Origin of the sequence: Mesorhizobium sp. WSM3879, assembly GCF_002294915.1 — a bacterium.
In the GTDB taxonomy this organism is placed as follows: domain Bacteria; phylum Pseudomonadota; class Alphaproteobacteria; order Rhizobiales; family Rhizobiaceae; genus Mesorhizobium.
Genome location: NZ_NSFZ01000027.1, coordinates 1 through 6,328, shown reverse-complemented (window position 1 = coordinate 6,328; position 6,328 = coordinate 1). Strand labels below are relative to the sequence as shown.

Genomic DNA, 6,328 nt, shown 5'->3' with positions numbered 1-6,328 from the left:
GTCGCCGACAAGATACAGTGGTCCGGCAGCACGACCATCAAACAGAACTGCTCGAGTCTCGGGATGAAGGACATCCCGTCGGCGCAGTCGGTTGCAATCGTCGAGTAAGAACGCCATTACCCTGTCCCAGCTCATCTAGGCAACGGCGGCTACACCACCTTTCCCCCGAAAGCGTGTTTGCCATTTCCGCCCGCCTACCTCGGCGAACAAGAAGTCTGTAGAGAGTAACGACTCGTTCCATATCACGGCATCGTAGTTGAAGGCGCCCACCCTGCGCCTATTCTAGCCCCGCGTCAGTGACGACGCGCCCCCGCCCAAAGCACGGGCGGCCGACGGTTTCACGTAACCCAACTCCCCCACCAGTATGCGTCGGCCGCCCGTGCCGATCTCCCAAGTGGTCCGCCGCGCGGCCGGGCCGATTGGTCAGTTCGTGGTCCGCATCCGCTCTCGGTGTCTCGTTTCAGGACGGGAATGCTGGCACCGGGCTTGCATCGAAGAGATTGCCGGTCTCACACCGGACTCCTGATTGGGCATCAGGGGTAACTGCGCCGGGCTTGAGGATTTGGGGTTCCTCGCCCGGCGATCTCTTTCAGCGCAGTCGCTAGAACTGGTGTTAGATCGAAACGGATTCGCTGTGAATCCCCCATCTTCTGGTGCGAACTCTTGGCACGGACGAGATCTTCGATGATATCGCCACTGCCTCAGGGAGCCCAACAGCGATGTTTAGGGCAGGGTCCGCCTCCTTGCTCTAGATGCTGCCGGCTTCTTCACCGTGACAGACATGCCGGCGTCGATCAGTTGTTGCAGGGTCCAGCCGTCAGGTTGGTGGTCAAGGCGGGTTTCGCCCTTTTGGCTGAATTCCATTCATTAGTAGATGCGAATATTTTCGGCTGCCGGTCATCTAGCTCTCCTGCCGGCCAAGGCCCGGTGGCCGCGCCCAAACGCCACACCCAAAGGCTTCCGGGCCGCTCCCCTCCCGTGTCATGGACATGTTAAACGCCGTTTTTGGCCTCGCGCCAGTTCCCGTGCGGGGGACTTATGCGATCTTCAGGTTAATGACGCGCATCACTGCGACCACTGTTCCATTGTTCGTAGCAGCCTCTTTCGTACTGCCCTTGCCGCAGCTCCAAACGTCGCCTTCCTTGGCCGTGAACTTCATATCGCCGGCCGTAACTTCCAGTTCGCCTTCAGTGACCGTGCAGACCATGTCGTCGGTCATAACATCCCCCAGCGGGCTAGTTCCTTTCGGCTGATAAATCACGTCTTCCATGACGATTTTCTTATACCCCTTGATATGGGAGTCTCGTGTCCCCCGCTCGACTAGTCGAACGCCAGGAAAAATCTCCTTGCCCTCAGTCGGGCCATAGGTCTTGGCCGCTACCGGGCTGAACTTTGCGGCCATTAGCGGGGCGGCCATCGAGGTGGCGGCGAGGGCGAGAGCATTACGTCGATTCATCTTCATAACATCCTCCCTGAGTTGGTCCGCCCGGTTGGGCGAACTTGATATTTTACGCGCCCGACAAGCCAAATAGTCAAAACACAATTGGGGATCCGCCCGGCAATCACCAGCGAGGTATACACAGCGAAACGGGAACTAGAACGGCAAGAGCCCGCCGCCTTGAGGGATGGCGAACGGGCTCCGGGGGACATGCCCCACGCGGCGCGGTGAACCTTGCCGGAGGACACACGCCGCGAGACTCAACCGGGACACTGGTAGGAATGTTCCCTTCCGCCGATGGGACAGAAGTCGGACAGGCTGATGCTTTGGTCCCTGTGCTGAACCTTCGCCTCGCTACATCATTTGATAGAGCCGGCGAACATGTGTCCCTTCGATCGGCGGCATGAGAGAGTAAATAGATGCCCGACCGTTGCCTGGAGTTACGGGCATTCTCCTTTGGATGTCAGCCGGCCAACCAGTCCCCTCGGGGCGAGCCGGCGGCCACCGGAGCGCCTGGAAGGGCTCACTTACTTCGAAAACTGTTTCAGGTAAGCGATGACGTTGGCTACGTCCTGATCGTTCTTGAGGCCGGGAAACGCCATCTTCGTTCCTTTGATCATCCCCCTCGGGTCCTGAAGATACTTTGTCAGCGTGGGCTCATCCCATTTGATGCCGGATTTTCCGGCCTCGGCCATGGCCATGGAATAAGTGAAACCGGGATGCGTGCCCGCGGTGCGCCCGATGACACCGTGCAGAGATGGGCCGACCTTGTTCTGGTCCTGGTCGGCAATGTGGCAGACCTTGCACTTGGTGAAGACCTTCTCGCCTGCGGCGGCATCCTGCGCTCGCGAAGGACTTGCAGTGAAGATCGTGGCCGACGAGGCGATGAAAAGTGCGATTGCGCGCATGGCATTCCTCCCTGATCGACGAGGCCGATTTCGAACTCGCCGGATTGTCCAAGGCGATCGGACAGATGGCTGCACGCTGCAATCCAAGCTCCCGCGCTCATGCTTAGTCAAGCTGGTTGGCTGCCTTAGGTTCCTGTCTTAGCCACTCCTGGTTTTGACGGGGAAATTGAGAGCGCTGGTTTGCCAGTAGAATTTCCATTCACCAGTTCGGAGCTTCGAATAGATTTTGCAGACGCGTCCCTTTCAATGAAAATCCGCGCCGGTTGCTTTGTTTCGCCAAAGGGTGTCGATATCGACCACCGCAAAGGCTGCATCTCCGGTCGGGGCAAGTTCGATCTTGGCCGTGGTCCGGCGATTGTGGATGAGGTCATGGGCGGCAAACAGCTCGTTGTAGCCATTCCGCCAGGCTTCCTCATCGAAGCGACCTAAGACGAACAACCAGTCGATTGGATCATGTGCGTCTGCGTTCGGCGCAAATGGCCACGCCATGTCAGGATGGATCATGGCTAGGAACGGCTCGATGTCTTTCTCGTCCCAGCCTTTGGTTTCTGCGTCCACCATGCTTTGAATTATCTCGACAACTTCAGCCGACATCACTCCTCCTTAAAGTCCTGCAGCGTCACATGGCGTAGCGTGTGCTCGCCGCGAAGGAATTTGACCCAGCCGGTGATGCCGAGCTTAACCCACTCTACTTGGTCGGCGAAGGCGCTCGGCACCCTCTGCGCGGGGTTCCAGGCTGTGGCCTCTTTGACACGCTTCCACAGCCGTTCCCTGAGGCCGCTGGGAAGCGTCACGGCAGCCGTTCCGGCATATCGGCCACCGCGCGCCATGATCGCCGCTGCGGGCTTTCCGGGCTCACGTCTGATGCCGAGAAGTTCGAAGTCGCCGACATCCCAACATTTGGTCTTAACCCAGGCATCGACCTTCCCGCTTCGATAGGGGCTCTCGCGTCGTTTCGAGACCATGCCTTCAAGGCCCATCTGCTCGACGGCTTCGAAGAACGCGGCGCCGTTGCCTTCCACGTGATCGCTGTATTGGATCATCTCCTTGGCCGGCTTCACGAGATTCCACAGCTTCGCCTTGCGCTCGATCAGAGGCAGAGAGCGAAGATCCTGGCCGTCCAGGTGCAGGATGTCGAAAGCGACGAACGCGAGTTGTTCGGCATTCCACACCATCCGCGAATGCATCCGGTGAAAGTTCGGCCGGCCGTCGGGATCGGGCGCAATCATCTCCCCGTCGATGATGAAGGCCTTGGCAGGCAGCTTCTCAGCCGCCTGAACGACGGGCCAATACCTCTGCGACCAGTCGTGGCCGTTTCTGGAGAAAGCACGGGCACCGGCCCAGTCGAGGGTGACTTGAGTTCGGAAACCGTACTTGATCTCGTGAAGCCAGTCCGCGCTGATCGGCGGCGTCTCAACCTGTACGGGCCCAAGCGGACGAATGAAGGACAGCCGGACTCCGCCGGCAGGCTTACACATACGGACCCCAACGCAAAGCTCGAATGATTCAATATCGAATGGCGGCTTCGGTTCCGTTAGCAGTTACTGAAATACCTTGCCGCGATTCGGCATTCACACTAGACTCTGCGCTTCTCGAAGCGTGCCACGTCCTCCGGTTTGCACAGGGGATGCCGAATGCGCGACGTTTTGCTTTTCATTCTGTTATTGCTTCTGCCCGTTCCGACGGCATCGTCTGCCGCCGCCATCCACGACGCCGCCATGAAGGGCGATATCGGGGGGATCACGGCAGCTCTCGACGCAGGTGCCGGCGTCGATGAGAGTGACGGGAAAGCGACACCACTCTATCTTGCGGTCAAGGGCGGGCATTTTGCAGCGGCAAAAATGCTCATTGAACGCGGTGCGGACGTCAACGCCGCCCCGACACCGGTTTTGGGTCCTGCCCTCATGCCAGCTTTGGCAAAACGCAGGATCGACCTGATCAATCTGTTGCTGGACGGCGGCGCGAATCCAAACTCGAAGCGCAGCCGCGAAAACGCTATCCACATCGCGGTCAATCTCGGTTGCATCGATTGCGTGAAGGCACTGGTCGAGGCCGGCGCGGACGTGAATGCGAAGACAAAGGACGGCAAGACACCGATCCATCTCGCAAAACGCAAGGGGCAACGCGAAATCGCTGACTATCTCATGTCGCACGGCGTCGTCTTGCCCACACCGGCTCCGATCTCGATGAAGTTGGCTGCTGCCGACGTCGAGAATGGCCGAACCTACTTCACCCATGTGTGTCACGGTTGCCACAATGGCGAGCCCCAGGGAGGGAGCAAAACGGGACCGAACTTGTGGGGGGTCGTCGGCCGCGACAAGGCTTCCACGGCAAATATCGATTATTCCGACGCCTTGCTAAGCTGGGAAGGTGTGTGGACGTATGAGGACCTGAACAGATATCTTTTCGGGCCCATGCTCACCACGCCCGGCGTTAAGATGGAGACGCCTGGCGTTCCGGACGAGACTGAACGGGTCAACCTGATCGCCTACTTGCGCACACTCAGCGACAAGCCGATCCCGCTCCCCTGATTGCTCGCCAAGGGAGCATGTCCGATCGTGAAAGCAGCACGCCTTGCACGGAAGACATTGCCGGTACGCCTCTACCGACTCTGGCGGGGATCGTGAGTAACTTCGCCGACCTTGAGGACTTGGGTTCCTCGCCCGGCCGTCCTTCTTTCAGCAGTCGCTGAGAACTGGTGCCAAGAGGGACGGTCTGGGCTTGCCAATGCTCGCACATGGTGACAATTTCACCGCAACAAGCCGATCCTCGGGTGGATGCCGGTTTAGAATGACACGTTTAGTGCTGATAGGGCCGATGCGCTCCGGCAAGTCCACGATTGCGGAGCGCATCTCCGACCGTCTGTCACTGCGCAATATCCCGCTCGATCTCGTACGCTGGGGATAGTATTACCAGATCGGCTATGACCAGCGGGAAGAGCGGCGGCGTGTCAAGGCAATGGGCTGGCGTGCACGTTTCGACTACTGGAAACCGTTCGAGGCGTATGCTGTGGAGCAGGTGCTTCTCGACTATCCGGATACAATCATCGACTTCGGCGCAGGTCACTCGGTCTATGAGGACGACGTGCTTCTGGCGCGCATCCAACTTCACATGTCGTTTATCTGCTGCCCTCGCCAGATATCGAGCGCTCGCTGGACATCCTATGCGCTAGGGCCAAGGTACGGAAGACGAGAGGGCGGATTTTGTCGCATTGAACCGGCCGTTCCTGGAGCATCCGTCGAACGCGTCACTGGCGACGGCAACGTTCTACACCGATGGCTACAGTGTAGATGAGACCTGTGAGCAGATTGTTCGGATACTCGGCAGCCAAGCGCACGAGCTCTGTTGAGCTAGTCGCGGGTGCGGCTCGCTACCAGAGCGTATTGCGAACCAACGATCGTCGATTTTGAGAACGGGTCGATGAACCCGAATCCCCGAGCCGCTATCCGCCAGGCCTTGGAGGATATTGTCTTTAGCCCCGGTGGGCCAATGCCGCCTCGCTCCGAAGGTCTGGGTGATCCTTGCCAGACGGACAATAGGATGTGGCGGCGGCGGCAGACGAAACGCACGCCCTAGAAACCTACTTTGCGGTGAAGGTCTTTCGGGCTGGTGTCTGGCGAATAGGTCAGCGTATGCGCTTGCCGGCGCATACCGCGCATTTCATCTTCGGCTTCAGATCCCACTCCATGGCAGGAGCGTCAGCGCCGAAGCGGTCGCGAAGTTTCGTCAGATCGAGCTTGGCCCTCTCATTTGCACGTCAGCGATGCTCCTCGAAGAAACGCGCAGCCTACAAAATCATTGGCGGGGGTCGCGCCGACCAATCCTTGCCGAATCTGCAGTGCCCACCCCGGGAAAATGGCAGCAAGCATGGGGTTCTTTGCTGCCCTTGCCTGATTGGAACCTGCGGAGATTGGCCCCGTTTGCCTCGACAATGTCAAAAGCCGATTCAAGGACCGTCGCCAGTCTCCTAAGGGAATACGCA

The 6,328-nt window shown here is 58.9% G+C and carries 5 protein-coding genes; 1 reads left to right on the top strand and 4 read right to left on the bottom strand.

Translation table 11 applies throughout. The annotated features are described in order from the left end of the window. Positions 1-1,036: 1,036 nt before the first annotated feature. The 4 genes from CK218_RS29790 to CK218_RS29775 form a co-directional block, all read right to left on the bottom strand. Positions 1,037-1,462 carry a hypothetical protein gene (locus tag CK218_RS29790; protein ID WP_095829754.1) on the bottom strand — a complete coding sequence of 142 codons (426 nt, stop codon included), beginning with the start codon at positions 1,460-1,462 and terminating at the stop codon, positions 1,037-1,039. A 503-nt stretch (positions 1,463-1,965) separates the two neighbouring features. Beyond that, positions 1,966-2,346 (bottom strand): cytochrome c family protein, encoded by a 381-nt coding sequence (locus tag CK218_RS29785; RefSeq protein WP_095829753.1) that lies wholly within the window; start codon positions 2,344-2,346, stop codon positions 1,966-1,968. Positions 2,347-2,589: 243 nt separating this feature from the next. Continuing rightward, positions 2,590-2,940 (bottom strand): hypothetical protein, encoded by a 351-nt coding sequence (locus CK218_RS29780; RefSeq protein ID WP_095829752.1) that lies wholly within the window; start codon positions 2,938-2,940, stop codon positions 2,590-2,592. Beyond that, positions 2,940-3,824, bottom strand: coding sequence for a DNA ligase (locus CK218_RS29775; protein WP_095829751.1), 885 nt, complete (start codon positions 3,822-3,824; stop codon positions 2,940-2,942). The genes CK218_RS29780 and CK218_RS29775 overlap by 1 nt, the downstream gene beginning before the upstream one ends. 156 nt (positions 3,825-3,980) lie before the next feature. Here CK218_RS29775 and CK218_RS29770 point away from each other — a divergent pair, with 156 nt between their 5' ends. Continuing rightward, positions 3,981-4,877, top strand: a complete 897-nt coding sequence (locus CK218_RS29770; protein ID WP_095829750.1) for an ankyrin repeat domain-containing protein — start codon at positions 3,981-3,983, stop codon at positions 4,875-4,877. Positions 4,878-6,328: the final 1,451 nt, after the last annotated feature.